The sequence below is a fragment of the Mesobacillus sp. QJM3NY_10 genome, from assembly GCF_056173465.1.
In genome coordinates, this window is record NZ_CM149675.1 from 3,544,663 (window position 1) to 3,568,773 (window position 24,111).

General features: G+C 43.6%; 21 protein-coding genes and 1 riboswitch. Of the genes, 1 reads left to right on the forward strand and 20 read right to left on the reverse strand.

Annotated features, from left to right (window positions below; translation table 11 throughout):
• Positions 1–8: 8 nt before the first annotated feature.
• The 11 genes from rph to AC0VX7_RS17935 all read right to left on the reverse strand — a co-directional run bounded on the left by rph (position 9) and on the right by AC0VX7_RS17935 (position 11,276).
• Complete coding sequence (gene rph, locus AC0VX7_RS17885; protein WP_475425271.1) at positions 9–764, reverse strand: ribonuclease PH; 756 nt, start codon at positions 762–764, stop codon at positions 9–11.
• 121 nt (positions 765–885) lie between these two features.
• Positions 886–1,956: a GerMN domain-containing protein gene (locus tag AC0VX7_RS17890; RefSeq protein WP_475425272.1), complete on the reverse strand. Its 1,071-nt coding sequence runs from the start codon at positions 1,954–1,956 to the stop codon at positions 886–888.
• A gap of 294 nt (positions 1,957–2,250) precedes the next feature.
• The gene (racE, locus tag AC0VX7_RS17895; RefSeq protein ID WP_475425273.1) at positions 2,251–3,048 is read right to left on the reverse strand and encodes a glutamate racemase; all 798 of its coding nucleotides are present in this window, start codon (positions 3,046–3,048) and stop codon (positions 2,251–2,253) included.
• Positions 3,049–3,058: 10 nt separating this feature from the next.
• Positions 3,059–3,517 carry a MarR family winged helix-turn-helix transcriptional regulator gene (locus tag AC0VX7_RS17900; protein ID WP_475425274.1) on the reverse strand — a complete coding sequence of 153 codons (459 nt, stop codon included), beginning with the start codon at positions 3,515–3,517 and terminating at the stop codon, positions 3,059–3,061.
• Positions 3,518–3,703: 186 nt separating this feature from the next.
• Positions 3,704–3,928 carry a spore germination transcription factor GerE gene (gene gerE / locus AC0VX7_RS17905; RefSeq protein ID WP_019154738.1) on the reverse strand — a complete coding sequence of 75 codons (225 nt, stop codon included), beginning with the start codon at positions 3,926–3,928 and terminating at the stop codon, positions 3,704–3,706.
• Between the two features lie 331 nt (positions 3,929–4,259).
• Positions 4,260–4,727, reverse strand: a complete 468-nt coding sequence (locus AC0VX7_RS17910) for an acyl-CoA thioesterase (RefSeq protein WP_475425275.1) — start codon at positions 4,725–4,727, stop codon at positions 4,260–4,262.
• Positions 4,728–4,841: 114 nt separating this feature from the next.
• On the reverse strand, positions 4,842–7,133 hold the full coding sequence (locus AC0VX7_RS17915; RefSeq protein WP_475425276.1) for a DUF6359 domain-containing protein: 2,292 nt from the start codon (positions 7,131–7,133) through the stop codon (positions 4,842–4,844).
• Between the two features lie 225 nt (positions 7,134–7,358).
• Positions 7,359–7,940, reverse strand: coding sequence for a class D sortase (locus tag AC0VX7_RS17920; RefSeq protein WP_475425277.1), 582 nt, complete (start codon positions 7,938–7,940; stop codon positions 7,359–7,361).
• 116 nt (positions 7,941–8,056) lie between these two features.
• The gene (gene sdhB / locus AC0VX7_RS17925; protein ID WP_475425278.1) at positions 8,057–8,818 is read right to left on the reverse strand and encodes a succinate dehydrogenase iron-sulfur subunit; all 762 of its coding nucleotides are present in this window, start codon (positions 8,816–8,818) and stop codon (positions 8,057–8,059) included.
• Positions 8,819–8,824: 6 nt separating this feature from the next.
• A complete protein-coding gene (sdhA, locus tag AC0VX7_RS17930; protein ID WP_475425279.1) occupies positions 8,825–10,582 on the reverse strand; it encodes a succinate dehydrogenase flavoprotein subunit in 1,758 nt (585 codons plus the stop codon).
• An 85-nt stretch (positions 10,583–10,667) separates the two neighbouring features.
• Positions 10,668–11,276 carry a succinate dehydrogenase cytochrome b558 subunit gene (locus AC0VX7_RS17935; protein ID WP_215036512.1) on the reverse strand — a complete coding sequence of 203 codons (609 nt, stop codon included), beginning with the start codon at positions 11,274–11,276 and terminating at the stop codon, positions 10,668–10,670.
• A gap of 467 nt (positions 11,277–11,743) precedes the next feature.
• On the opposite strand from AC0VX7_RS17935, the gene AC0VX7_RS17940 reads away from it, so the two are divergent.
• Positions 11,744–12,199, forward strand: a complete 456-nt coding sequence (locus AC0VX7_RS17940) for a YslB family protein (protein WP_475425280.1) — start codon at positions 11,744–11,746, stop codon at positions 12,197–12,199.
• Positions 12,200–12,956: 757 nt separating this feature from the next.
• On the opposite strand, the gene AC0VX7_RS17945 is transcribed toward AC0VX7_RS17940, so the two are convergent.
• The 9 genes from AC0VX7_RS17945 to AC0VX7_RS17985 all read right to left on the reverse strand — a co-directional run bounded on the left by AC0VX7_RS17945 (position 12,957) and on the right by AC0VX7_RS17985 (position 23,820).
• The gene (locus tag AC0VX7_RS17945; protein WP_475425281.1) at positions 12,957–14,189 is read right to left on the reverse strand and encodes an aspartate kinase; all 1,233 of its coding nucleotides are present in this window, start codon (positions 14,187–14,189) and stop codon (positions 12,957–12,959) included.
• Positions 14,190–14,351: 162 nt separating this feature from the next.
• Positions 14,352–14,529: riboswitch (Lysine riboswitch) on the reverse strand.
• Positions 14,530–14,598: 69 nt separating this feature from the next.
• Positions 14,599–16,371 (reverse strand): excinuclease ABC subunit UvrC, encoded by a 1,773-nt coding sequence (gene uvrC, locus AC0VX7_RS17950; protein WP_475425282.1) that lies wholly within the window; start codon positions 16,369–16,371, stop codon positions 14,599–14,601.
• A gap of 15 nt (positions 16,372–16,386) precedes the next feature.
• Positions 16,387–17,850, reverse strand: a complete 1,464-nt coding sequence (locus AC0VX7_RS17955) for a glycosyltransferase family protein (RefSeq protein ID WP_475425283.1) — start codon at positions 17,848–17,850, stop codon at positions 16,387–16,389.
• A 109-nt stretch (positions 17,851–17,959) separates the two neighbouring features.
• Positions 17,960–18,889, reverse strand: a complete 930-nt coding sequence (locus tag AC0VX7_RS17960; protein WP_475425284.1) for an FTR1 family iron permease — start codon at positions 18,887–18,889, stop codon at positions 17,960–17,962.
• 38 nt (positions 18,890–18,927) lie between these two features.
• Positions 18,928–19,677, reverse strand: a complete 750-nt coding sequence (locus tag AC0VX7_RS17965; RefSeq protein ID WP_475425285.1) for a hypothetical protein — start codon at positions 19,675–19,677, stop codon at positions 18,928–18,930.
• A 50-nt stretch (positions 19,678–19,727) separates the two neighbouring features.
• The gene (locus tag AC0VX7_RS17970; RefSeq protein ID WP_475425286.1) at positions 19,728–20,513 is read right to left on the reverse strand and encodes a glycosyltransferase family 2 protein; all 786 of its coding nucleotides are present in this window, start codon (positions 20,511–20,513) and stop codon (positions 19,728–19,730) included.
• Positions 20,503–21,969 (reverse strand): alkaline phosphatase family protein, encoded by a 1,467-nt coding sequence (locus tag AC0VX7_RS17975; RefSeq protein WP_475425287.1) that lies wholly within the window; start codon positions 21,967–21,969, stop codon positions 20,503–20,505. The genes AC0VX7_RS17970 and AC0VX7_RS17975 overlap by 11 nt, the downstream gene beginning before the upstream one ends.
• Positions 21,966–22,886, reverse strand: a complete 921-nt coding sequence (locus AC0VX7_RS17980; protein WP_475425288.1) for a lysylphosphatidylglycerol synthase transmembrane domain-containing protein — start codon at positions 22,884–22,886, stop codon at positions 21,966–21,968. Before AC0VX7_RS17980 ends, AC0VX7_RS17975 begins: the two co-directional genes overlap by 4 nt.
• The gene (locus tag AC0VX7_RS17985; protein ID WP_475425289.1) at positions 22,870–23,820 is read right to left on the reverse strand and encodes an NAD-dependent epimerase/dehydratase family protein; all 951 of its coding nucleotides are present in this window, start codon (positions 23,818–23,820) and stop codon (positions 22,870–22,872) included. The genes AC0VX7_RS17980 and AC0VX7_RS17985 overlap by 17 nt, the downstream gene beginning before the upstream one ends.
• Positions 23,821–24,111: the final 291 nt, after the last annotated feature.

Genomic DNA, 24,111 nt, shown 5'->3' on the forward strand with positions numbered 1-24,111 from the left:
GATCTCCCCTATCTCTTTTTTCCGCCCTCAATTTTGGCAGTCAATTCTTCCCCTAGTGCTTCCTTCTGTTTTTCGAAGAGTTCCGTAATTCCATCTTGTGCTGCCTTTAAAAGCTCCTGCAGCTGGCTGTATGAAAAAGTAGCTTCTTCTCCGGTACCTTGCAGTTCAACGAATTCTCCATTGCCTGTCATGACAACATTCATGTCGACATTGGCTGCAGAATCCTCGACATAGTTCAAATCAACAACAGCCTCGCCATTCTTCAAGATCCCGACACTCGTCGCAGCAAGAAAGTCTGTCACTGGAAATCCAGACAGTTTCTTTTGCTTGCTCAGCTTCTCAAGAGCCATAGCCATCGCAACATAAGCTCCGGTGATTGAAGCAGTACGTGTGCCGCCATCTGCCTGGATGACATCACAATCGACCCAAACAGTACGCTCACCTATAGCCTCAAGATTAACAACTGCGCGCAGCGCTCTGCCGATCAAACGCTGGATTTCCATCGTCCTCCCGGTAATCTTGCCTTTTGCCGCCTCACGAATATTCCGCTGTTCAGTAGCGCGTGGCAGCATAGAGTATTCTGCCGTAATCCATCCTTTTCCTACGCCCCTCATGAATGGAGGAACGCGGTCCTCGATGCTGGCAGTACAAATCACTTTCGTATCTCCCACTGAGATCAGCACAGAGCCTTCTGGATGTTTCAGGTAATCAGTTTCAATATGTATTGGTCTTAATTGCAAGGGTTCACGCCCATCAAATCGCATTTAAAAGCCCTCCTTAGCATGATAAAAGGCAGACGGCCTGCCTGGAAAACACAATAAATAAGAGGCAGGGAATACGCCTGCCTCTTTGAATGTCTTTATTTAGTATATCAAAATCTGGCTATTAAAAACTACCTGTGTTTACTTTTTCAGGCCTTGTAACCGGCTCAGCCAGTTTTTCTCCCGTTTCTGTCAGCACATCTGCCTTCCCATTCACAGTAAGGGCCACACTCTCAACACCATGCTGTTCTGTCAGGGACAGTACAAGTGAATTTAACAGGTGTTCAGATACCATTTTTTCTTCAAAGCTTCCGTAGATGGATTCATTGAAGTTCAATGTTACCTTTCCTTCCTCAAACTTAGGCGCATCAAGCAGCTTTACACCCGACTGGAAATCCGACAGAAGATTGGATGCATATGCTGGCCCTTCAACGAGCTCGTTCACGATTGCGGTAATGTTATCCTTCACATCATTGCTGACGCGTTTTGTTACAGGAACATAATAATATGCGCCTTCCGCACCGCCAATATAATAAACAGTGACTGCTTTAGTATTTGTGATATCAACGACATCGGAGTTGTCGACGTTGATGCCATCCGCACGGCTTAACTCTCCTCCAATAGGAGTACCGCCTACAGGCATTGCCTCAAGAGGAGTGCCATTCATCTGAAGCTTAACTTCATCAACTGTGTCAAATTGTGTAAGCGTCCATGTCACAGCCTGAAGAATCTTTTTCTCATCCTCTTTTTTATAGGTTGCAAATTCTTTTGAAAAGTCTACTGTTGCTGTTCCGTCCTTGATGTTCACTGTCATTTGTGTATCCGCTGGAAGGACGGCCCTGAAGCCATTTGGAAGCATTTGCTCAACAGGCCCATTCGCAACAAGGTATTCCAGCGCCTGCTGGGCTACACCCTCTTTTTTCGGTAGACCCATCGTCTGTGAAACGACATATCCATTTTTATCGATCAAATAAAGTTCTGTCTGAATGGACGTCTCAACTGCTTCTTTTCCATCCTCATTTGTTTCTGTAGAAACATTTTCATCAAGCGCCTCCCCATCTTCCATGAAAGTAACATCCTGGGGAGGATCGATCTTCTTCTTTTCCTCGCCCCCGAACAGTCCACAGCCAGATAGGAATACCGTAGTTGCCAATGTAGCAGCTGTTACGACCACAGCCTTTTTATTTTTTGACATATAAATCCCTCCAAAGACAGTTTGTACTACTATGTATACGAGCCTTTGGATATTTTAGACCGCCTTTGAGAAGATTTTTGATCAAATAAAATAGAAAACAAAATAAGAAAAGCGCAAGCGCCTTGGTCAGCCCCGACAAGTGCTGGAGGGCCTGACAGTGAAGTCGTTCTTTGACTTCATTGGCAGGACCGAAGCGACTCGAGGGGCTAGGCGCTGGAGCTGGACAATTCTCGAAGTGAAAATTTTATACTTTCTTATCCAATCAAAAAAGACCTCCGTCTCCGGAAGCCATATTTAACCTAATTTAATTTTCTCAACATTTTCTATCGGCCTTTCCAGCCACTGGGATGCTATGGAGGAAAATATCGTTCTTGAGCCTGTCATGTAATAGGAATGCTCCGGAAGCTCTTCCCTGGCAGCAAACATGTCGTTATGGCCGAGGATCGTGCTTACCTCTCTGGCTGTTTCTTCGCCTGAACTGATCACCTTGACCTCAGGACCAAGCACTTCCTTAATGAGCGGCTCGAGCAAAGGATAGTGGGTGCAGCCCAGGATCAATGTATCAAGTCCCTTCCCCTGTAATGGTTGCAGGGTTTCAGTGACCACTTTTTTTGCGACCCGTCCATCGTATTCACCACTTTCTACAAGCGGCACGAATTTAGGGCAAGCGAGTGCTTCAATAGCAGTCTTACGGTTGATGGATTTCAGCGCATGCTCGTACGCTCGGCTTTTTACAGTGCCTTCAGTTCCGATAATGCCAATTTTATAATTGTCCGTAACCTTGATTGCTGTCCTCGCACCAGGCTGAATGACGCCTAACACAGGAATCGATAGTTCATTCCTTATTTCGTCAAGGACCACCGCGGTCGCTGTATTGCACGCGATGACAAGCATTTTAATATTCTTTTCCAGCAGGAAACGGGTCATTTGCCAGGTAAATCTTTTCACTTCCTCAACAGGGCGAGGCCCGTATGGACAACGGGCCGTATCACCGACATAGATGATCTGTTCATATGGAAGCTGTCTCATGACTTCCTTGGCAACGGTTAGCCCGCCTACTCCTGAATCAATGATTCCGATTGGTCGATCCAAAAAACTCGCCTCATTCTCCACGCATTTCTTGATGTAATTTCGTTAAGCCCACTTTAAGGGATAATATTTCCTCACCTGAAAAATCCTTCAATACCTCTTGAAGGTACAATTGGCGTTTCTTGATCACTTCATCGATGATCCTTTCACCTTCGTCCAGCAGATGGATGCGAACAACACGCCTGTCATTAGGATCCTTTACTCTTACAACAAGTTCATTTTTCTCCATCCTGTCAACAAGATCCGTGGTGGTGCTGCATGCCAGGAACATTTTATTCGACAGTTCCCCGATCGTCATATCCCCATCCTCGAATAGCCATTGCAGTGCAATGAACTGGGGAGGAGTGATTGTGTAATTGCTGAGGAGTTCGCGTCCCTTCTGCTTTATGATCCCAGATATGTACCGTAGATCCTTTTCGATATCAGCAACCGTCTCGAGTCCCTGATTTTTTTCTACCCCTTCAAGTTTCATCCGTAACAACTCCTAAAAATCTATTTCCTTTATCCATAAAACTTGTTATCCAAGCAGAGATGATTTTTACTATTGTCCTTATTTTCTACTTTTTTCGAGCAAATTTCAAGACAGAATTCCGATTACAGACTGTTTTACCCCTATAAACATCTTAACCGGCCTCCCATCAAGGTTGGCCGGTCTTGATTAAAGTTCTAGCTCTCCCATACGCAGGAGCTCTACAACAGCTTGGGAACGCCCCTTTACACCAAGCTTTTGCATGGCGTTTGAAATATGGTTCCGAACCGTTTTTTCGCTGATAAATAATTCACTAGCGATCTCTTTTGTTGTTTTGTCTTGTACTAACAGTTCGAAAACTTCTCTTTCGCGTTTAGTGAGTAATGGCTTGTGAGTATATTCATTTTCCTTCAAGTATTGTAACCCTCCTTGCCTTCGCCAGCTGTGAACTGCGGGGTGGGTATAAATTTAGTCAAAATATCATATGTGAAGGAAAGAATTGTAGTGACAATATTTAAGGGACTTCATGCCAATTTTTATTAATGGCTGTTTTCGTAAAGATTGTTGTTAAATCCTAAAGCCGATTTTAACGTATTATATACCCATTTTGCAGGTCGGTATTAAGTTTGCATGCTCTTTTCTCATAAGAAGCGTCAACTTTACGAAGGAATGTGGTGATTCACTCCAATTTTGTATTCAATAGCAACAAAGTTTGAGAAAAGAGTCTTATTAATTAACACAAAACTTATTTAACAGCGGATTTCTTGCTTTCTGAAAACAAGTGCCTCATATCCTCTGTCCAGGATACACCCTTGCCTGTCCTCTTGGAGATTTGAACGATCGTTCCCCTTCCAGTAAGGCATATCGAGCCATCTGCTTTTTTGACCATGTAGTGAAGATCAACCGAAGAATTTCCAATTGAATTAGCTTTGACATAAATTTTCAGGTCCTCATCAAAAAAGATCTGGCTTAAATAATCACATTGCAGATCGGCAACGACCGGAATCGTCTCATTCTCTGGTTTGACCCAATCCTGCATGAACCCCTGGCTCTTAAAATATTCAATCCTCGCCTGTTCGAAATATGTAAACGGGACAGTGTTATTTAAGTGCCCAAACATATCTGTTTCCGAAAACCGAACCTTCACATGGTAAAAAAATTCAAACTCCTCTTCCCAGCTTACAATCTCATTAATGTATTCCATCTTCTTCATGTTGAAACCTCCCGTAAACTGAATGAACATTCATTCTTTTCTTTATTATAAATATTTTTAGTCTCTTTGGAAACAAAAAAGAAGGATTGGAAATTTCCAATCCCTCCTTTTGATTCAGCTAGCCTTGTCATAGCCACAAGCTTTACCTTTTTTATCGTGCCCTAGATGCTTTCCGTTATCTTCATTCTGCTTTTCTGGTCCGTTGCCACTTGAATCCGGACACTGTCTTTGCCCATTATTCAAATGAATTTGCACCATTACAGGATCATGGTCGCTTGCTCGTCCATGCTCTTCCATATACAAGGAGTTGATATTGATAATATCAGCCTCTGTTTGATCAGCGAGATGATTAGATACAAGGATATGATCCAACACCTGTGAATTCCCCTGGTAGTTGTAAGTGAACCTCTCGCCTTCTGGCAAAGTCTCAACCATATTAGTCAATTGGCCGTTTTCCAGAACCTCAATTGGCTTGGAAAATTCGAAGTCATTCAAATCGCCAAGAACAACAACATTTGCCTTTGGATCTTCTGCATGTATGCCTGCAATAAATTCATTGAGCAATTTTGCAATCTCAATTCTTTGCACTTCGCTATCGAGTACTGGTGGCTGGGTAACCCCGAATAAAGGATCATCTCCACCCTTTGAGTTAAAATGATTGGCAATGACAATTACTTCCTGTCCTTTGAACACAAACTCTGCCGCCAATGGCTTTCTAGTATCTTCGAAAATAGGATTCTGCGGATCAATTCTTCCTGGATTCAAGGTTAGGTCGCCGTTTTCATAGGCAACAGCGTCTGTAGCTGTTCCTTTCGGAGCTTCTTTAAGCTGCACTCGTTCAGGATTATATAAATACCCAACCCGGATATTACCTCCAGGCGCACCACCATCCTGATTGTACTCAGGAGCGATGTCGGTCCAGCTGTATGCAGGTCCGCCTTGTGCAATAATTTCATCAATCAAAGCCTGGTAGCTTTGTGATGCATCTGCAGAGCCGCTGGCAGTCTGGCCATCATTATCCTGTACCTCTACTAGACCAACAATATCAGGGGTCTTCAAGTTATTGATGATTGAACCTGCAATTCTAGCAGTCTTGGATTGATCAGTTTCAGCAGAAAAATTTTCAATATTATAATTGGCAATCGTCAGTTTATTCTCTTTTTGTTCAAAAGTGACATAATCCTCGATCAACTCACTCTCAACCAACTCAGGAAGAGTTTCCTGGTCAACGAGGATTTTATAGTTGGAGAAGCCGTAGCTAACAACACCAGTAACCAGGCCGTTAAAATGGTCGCCTGCTTTTGCTACAAAATCACGATCAATAAGCAGGAACATTCTTTCAGGGTTAGAGCTTTCCTCAGTCAGCAGGATTCCGCCTTGCGGGCTGTATACTTTCCCTTCCACCTTATTGGCGATAACCGGTACTTCGCCATACTTTTGAGGTCCAATTACCTGTGGGCTTTCTACTCCGATTCTCATTCCTTCTAGGCTTTCATAAAAATCGATGCCATCCTCTCCAGGATCAAATACACCAAATTGGTCATTGTCTATTACCTGGCTTGGAGCAATACGGTCCTGACCAATGACAACCGGTTCAGGAAGCTCGACGCCTGAAGCAAGTTTTGTCACTTCAGTAGCATTGATTTCAGTCATTGCAAGGTCGGTTTCCAACTTTTCTCTATAACCATCCAATACCCACTCTTTCACAAGGCCATCGACTTCGACTTGATCACCTTCAGCAAGGCCGTGAGCTTTTTTATATACATAGATAGCTTCAGATGTATTGGGATTGCCATCATCTTCAGGGTCCTGCATGAAGAAAGCATTGTTTCCTTCAACTTTTGTTACAATACCTGCAACTTGAGCTACCAGCTGATCCTTGTATGGAGAAGCATGGCCTTCACCCTGGATGTCATGGATCTTCAGTCCAGTTACTGCTGGCGGCTCTGGTTCACCAGGTTCTCCTGGCTCTTCGCCGCTGCCGTCAGCGAACACCATAGCCGATGGGGATTTTAAGGCTGGTACCGAGAAATAGTCCTCCAATGACCCTGTAACCTTTATCTTTTTTCCAACTATGTCAGGATTGGTTTGTAAGCCAAATGCGCTTCTGAATGATGAAGAAACCTGTACTGGTAGAATCTTTGCCGGATCTCTTTCATCAGGATTATCTGCCAGCGCAAAGTTATAATCATTTCCAAAGGGTGCTTCATAGTCATATGAATTGGTCGCTTTTGTATGTCCAACTATGTATCCTTCAACGGTACCTGTACCACTGTTATTTTCTATTGCCTGCTGGACAGTCATAACGGTTTCAGCAGATGCTTGTCCAGAAAATGGCATCACATAGCTTACTAGTAAAATAACTGCTGTCAGCCAGGAAAAAGTTTTACGCTTTATATTCCCCATATATATTCCTCCTAAAATTTTGTCGGAATTTATAGTATTCCGCCAAGTGAAATATACCATGGATAATTACGCCTTTTCATGAAGTGAATGTAAGTTTTTTGTTAAATACTGAAAAATGAATCTATAGTATGAAAACGTTTTCTCGAGAGACGAACTTATTTACTAGATAAAAAGAAAACAAGCCAGGACTATTGGTCCTGGCTTGTTTTACATAATATTTTTGATTCAATGATCATCCGATGTCCTTTTCGCATAAATAATATAACGATCGGGCGCATCACCTACATAGCTGAATGGATAGCATGTTGTCAAAACGAGCTCTTCTTCGGAATTCTGGAGGGTAATGATACTGGTATCATCTGCACTGACAATTTTTGTGCCGGTAATCTCATATGTATAATCTCCATAAGGCATTTTCATCGTCAATTGATCGCCTATTACCAAATCCCCTGCCTTGCGAAAGACTGTATCACGATGGCCAGAAAGGACGATTTGTCCATTCTCCTCAGGATAATATGAGCCTTTATAGTGGCCAACTCCTTTTTCAAGGTCGTCAGCATCCGTTCCTTCTACTATTGCCAATTCCGCATTGATTTTTGGAATCAAAAGCAATCCAGAAGCCTCTCCTGTCTCAGGCTTGAATTCTTCCTTTTTGGCCTTCGGTTTATTTTCCTCGACCAATTCTTTTGCTGCCTCAAGCGAAATCTGCTCCTGGCGTTTAATGTCCCATAACTGAAACAATCCAATCCCCAGGATAACTACACCACTAACAACAATCCCAATCGCCAATATCTTTGTAAGTTTCATATACCGCTCCCATTTATGCCTTTAGTAAAGTATACCAAGGGAACCACCTTCTAAAAAGTACTATTATAGCCGTATAAGAAAAAACCTCCCTTTCGAAAAGAAAAGGAGGCTGCACGTTATACTTGATCGCTTCCGAAGAAGTTCTTGAATGACTGGAATGTTGTATCACGGTTCAAGGCTGCGATTGAAGTTGTCAATGGAATGCCTTTAGGGCAAGACTGGACGCAGTTCTGTGAGTTACCGCAGTTTGCGAGTCCGCCGTCTCCCATGATTGTTTCAAGACGCTCGCCTTTGTTCAAAGCACCTGTTGGGTGGGCGTTGAAGAGACGAACCTGTGATAACGGCTGCGGCCCGATGAAATCTGACTTGTCGTTTACGTTAGGGCAAGCCTCCAGGCAGACACCGCAAGTCATACATTTGGAAAGTTCATATGCCCACTGACGCTTTTTCTCTGGCATACGTGGTCCAGGACCAAGATCGTAAGTACCATCGATTGGCACCCATGCTTTAACACGCTTCAAAGAATCGAACATGCGGCTGCGGTCAACCTGAAGGTCACGGACAACCGGGAATGTTCTCATCGGCTCAAGCCTGATTGGCTGCTCCAGCTGGTCAACGAGCGCTGAGCATGACTGGCGCGGGCGGCCATTGATGACCATTGAACATGCACCACAAACCTCTTCAAGACAGTTCATATCCCAAGCAATAGGAGTAGTGGCTTCGCCTTTTGTATTTACAGGATTACGGCGAATTTCCATTAGCGCCGAAATGACATTCATATTTGGACGGTAATCTAGTTCAAACTCTTCCTGATAAGGGGCTGAATCAGGAGTATCCTGACGACTGATGATAAAACGGACAGTTTTTTTATCTGACATACCTTATTACTCCCCCTTCTTCTTAGAGTAATCGCGCTTACGCGGTTGGATTAATGAAGTATCAACTTCTTCATAGTGGAAAGCTGGCGCAGAGTTTGCATCAACAAACTTCGCCATTGTTGTTTTCAAGAAGTCCTCATCATTACGATCTGGGAATTCTGGTTTATAGTGAGCCCCACGGCTTTCATTACGGTTATATGCACCAATTGTGATAACACGTGCAAGCTGAAGCATGTTTTGAAGCTGGCGTGTGAACACAGCACCCTGGTTGCTCCATTTCGCTGTATCGTTGATGTTGATATTCTTGTAACGGTCCATCAGTTCCACAATTTTCTCATCGGTTTTTTGCAATCTGTCATTGTAGCGAACTACTGTGACATTGTCTGTCATCCACTCGCCGAGCTCTTTATGAAGAACATAGGCATTTTCAGTACCATCCAATGACATTACATTGTTCCACTTCTCCTGTTCCATCTTGACAGCATCATCAAATAGCACGGAAGAAACAGCATCTGAGCTCTTTTCAAGGCCGTTGATGTAACGGATCGCGTTTGGACCTGCTACCATTCCGCCGTAGATTGCAGACAATAGTGAGTTAGCTCCAAGACGGTTGGCACCGTGCTGTGAATAATCAACCTCACCTGCAGCAAACAGGCCTGGAATGTTTGTCATTTGATCATAGTCAACCCATAGTCCGCCCATAGAATAGTGAACGGCAGGGAATATTTTCATAGGAACTTTTCTTGGGTCATCGCCCATGAATTTCTCATAGATTTCGATGATACCGCCAAGCTTGATATCAAGCTCTTTAGGGTCCTTATGTGAAAGATCAAGATAAACCATGTTCTCGCCGTTGATGCCAAGCTTTTGGCTTACGCACACATCGAAGATTTCACGTGTAGCGATGTCACGAGGAACAAGATTTCCATATGCAGGATACTTCTCTTCAAGGAAGTACCATGGCTTGCCATCCTTATAAGTCCAAACTCGTCCACCTTCTCCGCGGGCAGATTCACTCATCAGGCGGAGTTTGTCATCTCCTGGGATTGCTGTTGGGTGAATTTGGATGAATTCACCGTTAGCGTAATATCCTCCCTGCTGGTATACGATCGCAGCAGCTGAACCTGTATTGATAACTGAGTTCGTTGTTTTACCGAAAATGATACCAGGGCCACCCGTTGCCATGATGACGGCATCAGCAGCAAACGATTTGATTTCCATTGAAGTCAGGTTCTGTGCTACGACTCCGCGGCACACACCTTCTTCGTCTTTGACTATACCAAGGAATTCCCATCCTTCGTACTTTGTGACCAATCCAGCCACTTCATGACGGCGTACCTGCTCATCCAAAGCGTATAGAAGCTGCTGACCAGTTGTCGCACCAGCAAATGCTGTACGGTGGTGCTGAGTACCACCAAAGCGGCGGAAATCTAGCAAACCTTCCGGCGTACGGTTGAACATAACTCCCATACGGTCAAGAAGGTGGATGATGCCAGGCGCTGCTTCAGCCATAGCCTTAACCGGTGGCTGGTTCGCAAGGAAGTCACCGCCGTATACTGTATCATCAAAGTGCTCCCATGGAGAGTCACCTTCACCTTTAGTATTTACTGCACCGTTGATTCCGCCCTGTGCACATACAGAGTGGGAACGTTTTACCGGCACAAGAGAAAACAGTTCAACAGGAGTTCCTGTTTCTGCAACTTTTATTGTAGCCATTAAGCCAGCCAAACCGCCGCCGACTACGATCACCTTACCTTTACTCATCGTGACTCACTCCCTTAAATCCATGTCTGTCTTTCATATCCGATCAAAAGTAAATCTTTTTCAGCATATAGTCCTAGAAAAGGTTTTATACGAATGCCAGGATTGCGCGTACACCTACAATGGAAAGCGCAATGAAAACTCCGATAGTGACATAAGTGGAAATCACTTGTGAACGTGGTGTTACAGTGATTCCCCAGCTTACGAAGAATGACCATAATCCGTTCGCAAAGTGGAAAGTTGTCGAGATGACACCAATTAAATAGAACCAAAGCATGAATGGAGATGAAAGAATTGTCTCCATCATCTGGAAGTTAACTTCTGCACCAAATGCTGCTGCAATACGTGTTTCCCATACATGCCAAGCTACGAAAATCAAAGTGATTACACCAGACACACGCTGAAGCATGAACATCCAGTTTCTGAAATGGCTGTATTGGCCTATATTGTTTTTAGCCGTAAAAGCAATATAAAGACCGTAAATTGCATGGAATAATAATGGTAAGAAGATAATGAAAATTTCTAAAAAGTACCTGAAAGGCAACTGCTCCATAAAATGTGCTGCGTTATTGAATGATTCTTCTCCCCCAGTAGCGAAATGGTTGACTACAAGGTGCTGCATAAGGAAAAGACCTACTGGAATGACACCCAGCAAAGAATGCAGCCTCCGCCAATAAAACTCTTGTCTACCTGCCATATGTATACCCCCCTTGAAATTTGACCGTGATGTTCAGGCTTCTCTCCCCATCTCTATTAACCTAACAGATTGATTAAACCCAACATCAAAAAAATAAGCATTTCTTACAATTATGTGACATGTTCATTTTACTCCCATCATAATAGAGCGTCAAGAAAACGGATACATAAAAATGCTTATATAAATAAAATTTTTAAAATATATTGATATTGTAAAAACACCACTTTCTAATTATTCCAACGCGTTAAAGAGTATATTAAAATAATACTATTGCCTATAGGACACAGCTGATTAAAATTTCCCGGAACAATAATTTTTGGATACCAAAGTTTCGGGTATGGTATAAACATGGAAAAAATTTATAGTATTACTTATGCCAAGCAAAATTTAACAACTTTTATATTTTAGATCTCAGGTTGTTTTCGAGGCAAATTGTTTATAATAGAGTGATAGAAAGAGGGGAGAACATGAGTGACATAACTACTTCTGAGCAAAAAACTGAAAGCGAGCCAATGGCTGTCCCTGCGTTTGGATATGAATTGATCAGGGAAGTCCTTCTGCCGGAATTGCTCGGCAAAGATACGCCAGAAATTCTGTATTGGGCCGGCAAACGCCTTGCCCGAAAGTTTCCATTAGCAACCCATGACGAAACCATCCGCTTTTTCCTGGATGCCGGCTGGGGCACACTAACCATCAAAGAACAATCCCGAAGAGAAATGGTGCTTGAACTTGGCAGCGAGCTAATTTCCTCCCGACTGAAAAATAACCCAAATTCCACATTCCAGCTAGAAGCAGGCTTCATTGCCCAGCAAATTGAACAACAGAAAGAAGTAACAGCCGAAGCCTTCGAACACCCCAACAAAAAATCATCGAAAATCCTGTTCACGATCAAATGGGATAAGAATGATCATATTGATGAGTAAACCATCGAGTAATTAACCAAGCCTGGGCTGTCATTCGCTATTTAAATCGAACGCATATCACCTAATAAAGTTAACCAGGCACAGTGAATACCCTTCGCTGTGCCCTTTGGTATGCTTAAGCCCCTTTTCTGGCCGTTTTTAATGACGAATTTTCCTCAGGAGCATGTTTTATGTGACCTTTACCTCCCGCTTTTCTCTTTAAAAGGCACATTATCCCCTTTTATGTGACCTTTACCTCCCGCTTTTCTCTTTAAAGGGCACATTATCCCCTTTTATGGGACCTTTACCTCCCGCTTTTCTCTTTAAAGGGCACATTATCCCCTTTTATGGGACCTTTACCTCCCGCTTTTCTCTTTAAAGGGCACATTATCCCCTTTTATGGGACCTTTACCTCTTGGTTCTCACTTTAAAGGGCACATTTCCCTTTATGTGACCTTTACCTCTGGCTTCCCACTTTAAAGGGCACATTATTCCCTTTTATGTGACCTTTACCTTTGGCTTTTCACTTTAAAGGGCACATTATTCCCTTTTATGTGACCTTTACCTCTGGCTTCCCACTTTAAAGGGCACATTATTCCCTTTTTACTAAACAGGGAACATATTTATCTTTTATGTGACCGGTTTCTCTCCCTTTTCCCAAAAGGGAGGACATATTTACCTTTTATATGCCCGGTTTCTCTCGCTTTTGCTAAACAGGGAACATATACACAAATAGCCTTCCCAATAACGTGCACCGGGAAAGCTATTTTTCTCCTGATTAATTCGTCTTAACAGCTTCGGAGTAAAGTTCAAATGCTTCATGCAATGATTCCACCGCGTTTACCATTTTTTTCTCATCAACTACGGTGGAGACTTTGATTTCAGATGTGCTTACCATCTTCACCTGGATACCGTGTCCTTCAAGGACTTCAAACATTTTGGCAGCTACACCTGGATTTGAAACCATTCCTGAACCTACAATCGACACCTTTGCCAGACCGGTTTCGGATTCGACCGCCTGATAGTTCAAAGCTTCTTTATTGCGTTCCAATACGTCCAGTGCCTCTGGGAGGTCGTTACTCTTAATGGAGAACGAAATATTGGCTAACCCTGCTTCTGTACGGCTCTGGACGATGATATCGACATTGATGTGGTTCTGTGCAAGTGTTGTGAATATAGTTGAAAGTCCTTTTAATGAAGTGCTTACTCCAAGGACTGATACTCTCGTAATTTGGTCTTCAAACGCTACTCCGCGTACGATTAGATTCTGTTCCATTTCATTCTCCTCCTCGATGATCGTGCCTCTTTCTTTTTCCATGCTGGATCTTACTTCAAGTGGCAATCCATAGTTTTTCGCAAATTCAACCGCTCGCGGATGGAGCACTCCTGCCCCGAGATTTGCCAACTCTAGCATTTCATCATATGAAACGCTCAGCAATTTTCTCGCGCTTTTCACATATCTTGGGTCAGTCGTAAAAACGCCGGTCACATCAGTATAGATATCGCATTTATCAGCCTTCAGTGCCGCCGCAAGGGCTACTGCCGTTGTATCTGACCCGCCGCGTCCAAGTGTCGTGATATCACCGTCATCCGTAACACCCTGGAATCCCGCGACAATGACCACCTTGCCAGTCTCTAAGTCCCTGGCAACCCTGTCTGTGTCAATATCGACAATCCTGGCGTTGCCGTGGACAGCTTCTGTTTTGATTCCAGCCTGCCAGCCTGTATAGGAAACGGCATCGATGCCATTTTGCGCCAATGCCATGGAAAAAAGTGCGATGGTAATTTGCTCTCCTGTTGTCAAAAGCATATCCATTTCTCTTTTTGATGGCGCGCTGGAAATATCATTCGCCATTTCGACAAGATGGTCCGTCGTCTTCCCCATTGCTGAAACGACTACGACCACATTGTTGCCGTTCTGCAGTTCCTCCGCTGTCCTGCTTGCTGCGTTCCTGATCCTTTCGACGCTTCCCACTGATGTTCCACCGAATTTCTGTACAATCAATCCCATACGTTTCCCCTGCCTCTTCATTCTTATTTTGCCTCTAATAGAGAGTTTCATGGCTACGCCGCATATGTATTTTCCCCGGTCCTCTTTTAAAAAAGGTCCATAAAAACAGAAAAAGCAATGGAAGTGGCTCCCATTGCTTGATAAACGTGTATATACGCTGCAACATGAGATAGCACTCCAAGATGGCAATCTTGACAATCCAGCGTTTATTCAACGAAGGACCAGCGAGAAAATCGATAGGCATTTCCCCACTTCGGCGAACATCCCCTTTCAAAGTCCATCCTCGAATCCTACAATTCTCCTGACTTTTACTCTTGAAGTTCGCACCTCTATCTTCACTTTAATGCTCTAAAGTGATAGCTATATGAAATTTTTATCATTATAGCACACCTAAAAATAGAATGCTACATTAATTCTGTAATTTCTGATATAGTTCCTCCGCAACATTAGCTGGAAGTCCGGCAGCATTCAGCTCTTCCAAAGAGGCTTCTCTCATTTTTTTCACCGAGCCGAAATGCTTCAACAGAGCTTTCTTGCGCTTTTCGCCTATGCCCGGGATATCATCAAGCAGTGATTGAAAGGCACTTTTGCCCCTTAACTGGCGGTGGAAGGTAATCGCGAACCGGTGGACTTCATCCTGGATTCTTTGCAACAGGTAAAACTCCTGGCTGTTTCGCGGTAGTTCTATTACCTGCAGCGGGTTACCATAGAGGAGCTGCGAAGTCCTGTGCTTGTCATCCTTGGCCAGGCCGGCAATCGGAATATCCAGCCCAAGTTCATTCTCAAGCACATCACGCGCTGATTCAATATGTCCTTTTCCGCCATCGATGATAATCAAATCCGGAAGCGGCAATCCCTCTTTCAGGACACGAGTATACCTGCGCCTTACGACTTCCCTCATCGATTCATAGTCATCCGGACCTTTTACTGACTTAATCTTATATTTGCGGTATTCCCTTTTTTCGGGCTTGCCGTCGATAAAAACAATCATCGCTGATACCGGATCGGTTCCCTGAATGTTGGAGTTATCGAAGGACTCAATCCGATGAGGGGTGTAGATGCCCATTTGCTTGCCAAGGTTTTCAACAGCCTTGATGGTCCGTTCCTCATCACGGTCAATTAACGAAAACTTCTCTTTCAGGGCGATACCGGCATTCTTGGACGCTAGATGGACGAGCTCCTTTTTCTTTCCGCGCTGCGGTTTTAGCACTTTGACTTCAAGCAGACCCTCTGCTAGTTCAAGGTCCACGCCCTCAGGAACCAATACTTCCTTTGGCTTGAAATGCTCATTTTTTGAGTAAAATTGGCCCAGGTATGTGAGAATATCTTCTTCAGGTTCATTGTAGATTGGAAACATCGAAACCTCTCGTTCAATCAATTTTCCCTGACGGATAAAGAAGACCTGTACACACATCCAGCCCTTGTCGACAGCATAGCCAAACACATCCCGGTCGGTAAAATCAGTCGTGGTCATCTTCTGCTTTTCCATCGTTGCCTCAATATGGACGATCTTGTCGCGAAATTCCTTGGCACGTTCAAAATCAAGTTCTTCGGCAGCCGCAGCCATTTTCACCGTCAAATCTTCCTTGATTTCTTTATATCCCCCGTTGAGGAAACGTGTAATCTCATCTGTAATCTGCTTATACTCTTCCTTGGCTACGTCCTTGACACAGGGAGCAAGGCACTGCCCCATATGATAATAAAGGCAGACACGATCAGGCAGCGTAGAACACTTCCGGAGCGGATAAATCCTGTCCAGCAGTTTTTTCGTCTCATTCGCCGCCTGTACATTGGGATACGGCCCAAAATATTTGCCGCTGTCCTTTTTTACCTTTCTCGTAATAATCAGCTTTGGATGCCGTTCGGCAGTCAGCTTGATGAACGGATATGATTTATCATCCTTGAGCATGATGTTATATTTTGGATCATATTTCTTGATCAGGTTGATTTCAAGAAGCAGCGCTTCCATATCCGAGGAGGTGACGATATACTCAAAATCCTCAATTTCATTAACAAGACGGAGAGTTTTTCCGTCATGCGATCCTGTAAAATAAGAGCGCACCCTATTCTTCAATACCTTCGCTTTCCCAACGTAAATAATGGTCCCCTGCCTGTCCTTCATTAAATAACAACCTGGCTGGGCAGGGAGAAGAGCAAGCTTATTCCTGATCTGTTCATTCATGCCGTTCACCTCCTGTTACGGTGTCCATTTATATAGAATAATCTTATGATAGACTGGGTCAAAAATTTTTCCTGAAGTAAATGTTTCTACCTTTTCTAGCTTCCCTCCAGAATCAAAGCCCTGGGAATGGAAGCCGTCCACAACACTGTTCGTTAAATAAATCGTCTTGCCTTTATATAACCCCTGATCGTGAAGGAAATTCCTATAGGTATAGATTCGTTTATGCGGAAAAGGCATTTCAAGATACTGAAGCACCCTCGTTTCTTCCCATGTATACAGAACGAAGGCCTCTGGCTGCTCCTCCAGATAGTGGGCAAGCTGATAGACCGCTGGTTCGATTGCAGCCTGTTTTTGAATATAGCTTGAAGAAATCATTGCCTGGGCAATGATAACGGTGACTACCAAAAAACTGACATACACCCCTGCCCTTTTTTTAAAAAAGACAGTCAGACCAACAAACACGAGCAATAGCGCGATTGGCAGTATATGCCTCGGCTTTTCAATATTCTGGGCAAAAAGTGCCCAAGCACCGTATGCGAACAGCAGCAGTGCACCCAATAAAAAGCTGCCTTCCTTATAAACTTTACTTTTCGATACTGGCAAAAAAATTAATATGCCGATAACTATATATAATACCATCAAAACAGTTGTTCGTGAAAAGATTCCCCACCACAAAATGTTGGTAAACAAGAATGCTTTCATCCGTGCCCACATGGACAGTTCATTGGATACCGAAGTGCCTCCCCACTCCTGAAAATGCCCTCCAGTAAATCCAAACGCAAGCTCAAGGAAGTTAACGAGTCCACCTTCAGAAATGACTAGCCCTCCAACCCAGATTAACTGGAACAATCCTGCGATGACTACATATTTGATAACACCGCCCAGTCCAATCTCCCTTTTTGCCCATTTTCTATATAAAAGATATACCAGACCGATTCCCATCGGAATGTAGCTTAGCCTGATCCCCAATAGGACACTGAATAAAAACAGTGGAAGCAGCATCCATTTGCCAGCTGGTCTCGACTCTGCTGCCGCGATACTCCAGAAGTACCACCAAAAGGCAGCAAGTGCAGCACCCTCTGACATTGGCTGGTTCACAATAATCAGCGGATAACTGGCAGTATATATGACAGCCGCGACAAGAAAAGCACTCACACCGGAAACATATCTTTTAGCCAGGAAATACACAGGCAAAATCGAGCTAGCGTATACCAAAACATTAAATAAAACCAATGCCTGATTTGGGGTATCTGCCAAAAAATTGACAAGCATGCCGCCAAAAATAAAGTATGGATACCCCGGAAAATGCGGCTGCATCGCTCGTAGGTCAAACCTGTCCATTGCCAGGGTAAAGTCAACTTGGTCCCAGGAAGATACGAATGGATTAAGCGAGCTCAACTGTATTGTGAAAATGTAAAGAACCGCAAGCGAACTCAGTCCAAGAATGATTACTCTGTTCATTTTTTCTAAATTCATCATTTTACACCAACTAACTTCCATGGAAATCATTTTTTTCGTATGAAAAAAGTACAAGGAAATTCCCTGTACTTTTTTGGAGAGAGGATCGTAAAGCCTCGAATCTAATTGATTATTTAACTTGTGGGTTCAATACTACTTGCTTATTCTCTGCAGCATTGTTCTCAACAGCCTTCACTTTCTTAGGGCTGCGTGATGAAGTCAGCAGGTAGATCGCCGCAAAGTATCCGATATACGCAATGACTTCTTCAATCGAAGGCATCGATGAGTATCCAAACAGAGCCTTCAGGAAGATGCCCACATCACCAGAGATAAGCGGAGCAACACCAGTATCACGGAGATAATGTGCATAATCAATCGGGTGTTCAGGCAATAGCCACGTTATATCGTAAACATGGTACATAACGCTGCCGATTATGTTCACATCCTGCATCATTGAAATTGCCTGAACAAGCAATCCAGCAGAAATCAGGATGATGAATGCACCAGTGATTTGGAAGAACGTTTTTAGCTTAACCTTCATCGTACCTTTGAAGAACATGTAAGAGACGCCAACGGCAAGCAATGTACCAGTAATTGCTCCCCATCCCTGCATGGCAGCACCGATGTTACCACCTGTGATTGCCGCAAAGAAGAAGACCGTTTCAATACCTTCACGCAGGACGACAAGGAAAGAATGGATGACCATGCCGACAATGTTTCCTGTCGAGATGAACTTATTCATTTTCCCTTCCATGTTACCTTTAAGATCCTTACTATGGCTTGCCATCCAGAATACCATCTGGGTCAAGAGTAAAGTAGACACGATCATAATTCCGATTTTTAAATATATCTCACTGCCCATTGCCGCGAAACCTGTAAATACGACCTGGAACAGGATCGCAACCCCGATACTAGCCAGAACAGCAAGTCCGGCACCCAGCCAGACATACTTTGTATATTTGGGATTACCGGTTCTTTTTAAGTATGTTGTGATGATTCCGATGATTAATAACGCTTCCAATACTTCACGAAAAGTAATCAATAATGCTTGAACTTCCATTGCTGATTCTCCCCTCTCCAAGGTGTCATCAAAATTTATTATCTTCTTCTCTTAATACCAATAACGACAATCGCACCAATGACCGCGACAATCAGAATCAAAGGAATCCAGTTACGGATATTCGAACGATCTGTCCAGTCCTTTTTGCCAGGGCCCTCTTCTTCTTCTGTATCTGTAAAATGGCCCACTTCCAGGCTTGGAAGATCGAATTCGTCTTGCAATGCATTCAGGATTTCCTCTTTCTTCTCTTTAAAGACTTCTATGTCTGAAGGTTTCTTCCCTACTCCAAAAAGTCCGGGATTTCCTAGTGCTACCAGTGCAGCATCAAAGTCGGCTTTTATTTCTTTGTCTGTTTCAGGGTTACTTGCTTCTACCTTTGGCGAAAGCGCCTGATATGTAGCATAACCTTTTGCCAGCAGCTTTTTTGAAGTATCATACTCCTCAAAGCTCTTTTCAATGCTTTCAAGTCTTCTTGCAACATTTAAAACAAGGAGTTTTTCCATATTTTCAAGCGTTGCTTCTTTATCTTCTTCTTGCAGGCTTTGCATGATCACTTCACCTGGCTCGGTTCCCATATGCATATCGATTTCTTCTTTCACCGTTTCAAACAGGGATGTTGCAGCCGAGAAATTCGGAGGGTCCTCATCCAGCTTCAACTGCATTTCCTTATAGACTTCCGCTACTTTTTCTTCATTAGGATCACCGTATGAATAAGCACTAGCAGTCTGAGGAATGCCGTTAATGAGAATTAATATCATTGATAAACAAAAAAATATAGCTTTTTTCATTTGTTGTTTCCCTCCTACAATGATAATGATAATGATTATCAATTTGAATGTCAATCATATTTGACAACCGTCACTTTTTTGTCACTATTTTTACTGTTTTTGGATTGGGATTGATTTACCCCAACCACCTTGGAGACAGGCCTGGACATTTCACGGTACACAGCCGGCACGACATTCGTCATATATTTCTTGAATGAAATGAACGATGTTCCAGTGGTCCTGACCCTGTATTTGATCGGCACTTCAAGCACCCTGAATCCTTTTCTGACCAGATTGAGTGTCAATACCTGCGCATAATTGTAATCATGGATAATTTCAGCATGCTGTAGCACTTTTCGTGAAAAAGCCCTCATCCCGGATTGGCCATCGTATAACCACTTTCTTAACAACAATGTTTGCAGGAAGGTGAAAAAATAATTCCCCATCCTGCGATGAAATTTCATTCCTTTTATTGTGCCCATAAAACGGGAACCCATTGTATAATCGGTTTCTCCATTTAGTATTGGCTTAACTATGTCTGGGATTTGCCATGCGGGATATTCACCATCAGCATCAATCATAACGCCGACATCAGCCCCCATGCTAAAACATCCCTCAATCCCTTTCCTTACCGCGGCTCCCAGGCCGCGGTTTTTCTCAAAACTTATGATATGGTCGGCGCCTGCTTTTTTCGCTTCAGCAACCGTGGCATCCGTTGACCCATCATCAATGACCAACACTTCCACTTGATCAGCACCGGCGAAACTGCGTGGAATGTTTTCAATTACTTCACCAATTGATTCTTCTTCGTTGAAAGCCGGCAAAAATACGATAACTTTACTCAATTTAACTCTCATCCTTCTCTGCTTTTATTGCATCCATTAAAACTTTCCCCCTGCTGCTGGATGGATATGGCGCACCCATGAGATAGGAGATTGTCGGCGCCAGTGAAACCAGACTATGTTTTTCCTGGACTTTAACCCCCTTGGCAATATGCGGACCATGCATGAAAAATGGAACAAACCGTTCTCCTTCATCCAGATGCCCGTGCCCGCCGATGCCATCAGCTTGTCCGTGGTCAGCACAGACAACAAGTGTGGTGTTCTCCATTTTCCCTTCAGCTTCAAGCCAGTGTACAAACTCTTTAATCAAGGCGTCTGCTTCTTCGATTTTTTCAATATAATCATCATAGAGGACGCCGCGGCTATGACCAACCTGGTCCGTCCCGATCATCTGGACGATGAATAAATCTGGATCCTGTTCACCCATGATCTTTCTTGCCCTCGCAAGCATATTTGTGTCTGCTTTGTCCTTATGCATGACAGCGGTAACTGTCTCGACATCACTGCCCATCGCATCAACGAGATGTGCTATGCCAAGGAGTCTCCCTCTTTTGCCCACTTTGCGAAGCGAGTCAAAAATTGTTTCTGTATTAACCCCAAGCTTATAGACCATATTTGATTTAATGCCATGCTCAAACGGATAGGTTCCGGTGAACATGGAACTAAAACAAACCACGGTCCTTGCAGGGTACACTGTTTCCATATTCAAATATTCTGTACCATTTTCTTTTAACTGATCAAGAAATGGCGTATTTGCCTCATAAAAGCGTTCTTTGCGCATTCCATCGATGACGATGACAATGACCTTATCTGACAGGCCACTGTCAGGTACTTTTGGTCCCTCATCCTTCGTAAAGCTCTCGTACGCTTTTGGCTTCCAGTCAAACAAATACCTGTGCAGAATGAACGCAAAAAGCAGTACAAAGCCATAAAACAAGACAAGATCTAATAATGGCACACTTGCATCATTCGTTAATGCAGTGAATGACAGTTCCCAAACAGAGAGCAGCAGGAATACTTTTGGAAGCTGCTCCTGGGCATTGCCGCTGGTAGAGTCACTATTCTTCAAAACAAGCTTCCAAAATCTCGTGAAGTTAAGCCATGAAGTACCAATCCTGAGGTGATAATAAAATGTTCCCCAGAAAAACACTGTAAAGAAAAAGTATAATCCAGCAGCGAAAAGCAGCAGATTTATATTAAGTTCAGGCCAAGCGATAATAAAAACGACAAGTGGAATCCACAGATAGTTTCTCAAAAAAAGTGGAAAATCATAAACAAAATACATGATGAATAAAGGCAGCACAGTCAAGAGCGCGAGTAAAAACCCTGTGATCCCAGCGGTATTGCCCAAATCTCCGAGATGAAATAATACCATTGTGCCAACTGTAAAAATTGGCGTGAAAGGCTTCCCTTCATTAAGTAAATTCCAGCTTCGGGCCGCGAATTTTTCAAACTTTGAAGCACTTTTCATGATTCCGTGCCCCTTTCTCTAGTCCATTTTATCAATAAATCCGTCGGTACAGGATAAGCAGCCAAGGCAATCCCTCCAACGATGAATGAAAATAAATATTTTAGTCCATGGGTAATCAGCGCAGCTGTATACGCATTTTCTGCGGCTATCCCATTAGCTCCCAATGCGAAAACCATAATGGCCTCATAGCTTGCAATTCCTCCAGGTGTAATTTGAAAAATCTGCCCCGCAACCGTGATACTGTTTACCCAAACAGCCTGTACGAAACTGATTATGCCACCACCATTTAATACAACCCCATAAATCACTGCAGCTTCCAGCATCCAGCTAATTAAGGTCAACCCAATGATCCAGATTCCCCGCCAGCCAGAGAAGGCAGTTTTCATTATAGATATTTGTCTGTCAAAAAAAGCTCGGAATTTAATGTAAAGAATGATAGTGAATACGAACCCTATTACTCCGATCCATACAAGCACCGCGCCATTCAGGGGCAGTTCAAGAAAAGTGAGACCAGCCGATGCCATAGCAAAGAGGATTGCCGTATCCATCACCCGCAGGATAACCACTGAATTTAATGCTTCATGCCCAGTAATACCAGGCTCCCTTGCTTTCATCACACCGATCCGCGCAAAATCACCTGCTTTGACGGGCAGGAGGTGGTTCAGCAACAAGCTGTAAAACAGGCCGTACATGCAGGTTGTAAGGCGTACTCTATGGTTCAAATAAAGCTTCCAGGCAAATCCTCTTGCCAAAAAAGCGAGGAAATAACTGCTAAAAATGAACAATAGCACTCCAGGTTTCGTTAGGATGGCTTTTATTTCAGCGAGGATCCTTCCTGCATCAAGATAGAAAAACGTCATGATCAGAAATGCCGAGATCAGCAGGATGGCGGTTAGTTTCTTAAATGAAGTCTTCATACTGCTCAGCCCATGCCACAGTTTCTGCAATTCCTTTTCTAAAGTCCGTCTCTGGTTCATAGCCAAGCAATTCACGTGCCAGTGATATATCTGCCCATGTCCTATCCACGTCTCCGGCACGATTTTCTTCACGCCTTAGCTTCATATCAGGATAGTAATGCTTGAGCTCGTCCAATAGCTGATCCATCGATATTGGCCTGCCAGACCCGATATTGATAATTGCGCTTTGCTGCAAATTTTGCAGTGCAAGGCCAATGCCATTCACAATGTCGCTCACATATGTATAATCACGAGTACCACCCTGGCCAAAAACCGTAATCTCTTCCCTGTTCTTCAATTTCTTTATGAAATTGGCGATCGCCATATCAGGCCTTCCCCATGGACCGTATACGGTAAAGAACCTGAGGATTTTAACATCCATTCCATAAAGGTGGCCATAAACATGGCAAAAGGATTCAGCAGCGTATTTTGAGGCCGCGTATGGAGAAATAGTTTTGCCAGAAGCCATCTCCTCTTTAAATGGTGTATTTTTCATCATTCCATAAACCGATGATGAAGAAGCAAAAATGACCTGCTTCACACCGGCCTGCCCCGCTCCTTCAAGTACGTTAACGGTTGCCTTTACATCATAATCTATGTATTCAAGAGGACGAAGAATTGAGTATGCCACACCGGGCAATGCAGCGAGGTGCACAATCGCATCCGGGGAGATTTTTTTGATAATGTTTATGGTATCATCGCGGTTGAGAAGATCCGTTGGATAGAATTGATAATCCCCTGCTTCTTTAATTACATAAAGATGCTGCCTTTTTCTCTCAACAGAATAATAGGGATGCAAATTATCGATGATCGCCACCTCATGATGCTCCTTGAGCATTTTGAGTGCAAAATGGCTTCCGATAAAACCCGCTCCCCCAGTGATCAATATTTTCACGATTACACCTCTTTCTTAGCACAAGCCAATTTTACCATAGTATTTACTTCTATATGAAAAGCGCAAGCGCCTTGGTCAGCCCTGACAAGCGCTGCCCGCCTTAAAGCGCCACGTCCTGTGGCTGGCGGGTCTAGCACATCGTGTGCCTCGGAGGGCCGACTGATGAAGTCGCTCTTTGACTTCATTGGGCGGACCGAAGCGACCTCGAGGGGCTAGGCGCTGGAGCTGGACAATTCTCGAAGTGAAAACTTATACTTTCTTATCTCGAAAGTAAAAACAGAGCCGCATCGC